Origin of the sequence: Streptomyces ipomoeae 91-03 (assembly GCF_000317595.1) — a bacterium.
Classification (GTDB): domain Bacteria; phylum Actinomycetota; class Actinomycetes; order Streptomycetales; family Streptomycetaceae; genus Streptomyces; species Streptomyces ipomoeae.
Genome location: NZ_AEJC01000405.1, coordinates 1 through 761, shown reverse-complemented (window position 1 = coordinate 761; position 761 = coordinate 1). Strand labels below are relative to the sequence as shown.

Annotated in this window: 1 protein-coding gene; it reads left to right on the top strand. The window is 65.0% G+C overall.

Translation table 11 applies throughout. The annotated features are described in order from the left end of the window. Positions 1 to 69: 69 nt before the first annotated feature. Positions 70 to 761, top strand: a 692-nt coding sequence (locus tag STRIP9103_RS26770; RefSeq protein ID WP_048821036.1) for an MFS transporter, incomplete at its 3' end; no start/stop codon positions are given.

The following is a 761-nucleotide window of genomic DNA, read 5'->3' as shown; positions in this document are numbered from 1 at the left end:
GGCGCGCACGAAAGGCATTGGACAGGGGGCGCTGGCCAGAGCTTTCGAACGCAAGGGGTGCGACACGACATGACAACCACCGATCTCCCCACATCGGCTCCCTATCGAGAGGTGACCGACGCGAACGGACGTGTCTATCGCGTCGGTGAGACCGACATCGACATCATGGGCCGCAAACGCAAGTGGATGGTCATCCTCCCGTGGGTCGGGATGATGGGCATCAGTTCGGCCGAGTACGCGTTCGCGTCCGCCGAGGACACACTCCACACGGCACACAGTTGGAGCAGCGCGCACATCTTCTGGATGCTGGGGGTCTGGGTCTTCTTCCAGGCCGCCGTGGCGTTCCCCGCGGGCAAGCTGCGGGAGAGCGGCAAACTCCCCGCCCGCTCGGCGATGATGCTCGGCGCGCTCGGCACACTGCTGGGTTATCTCTCGCTGGCGTACGCGCCGCATGTGGTCGTCGCGTACATCGGCTTCGGCATGTTCAGCGGCATGGGCGCGGGCATGGTCTACGCGACCTGCGTGAACATGGTCGCCAAGTGGTATCCGGAGCGCAAGGGCGGCAAGACCGGCTTCGTGAACGGCGGTTTCGCCTACGGCTCGGTGCCGTTCGTCTTCATCTTCACCGGCTACATGGACCTCACGAACTTCCGCTGGGTGCTCGTCTCGGTGGGCCTGTTCCTGGCGTCGGTCGTGGCCGTCTCGGGCTACTTCTTCAAGGACCCGCCCAAGAACTGGTGGCCGGCCGAGGTCGACCCGCT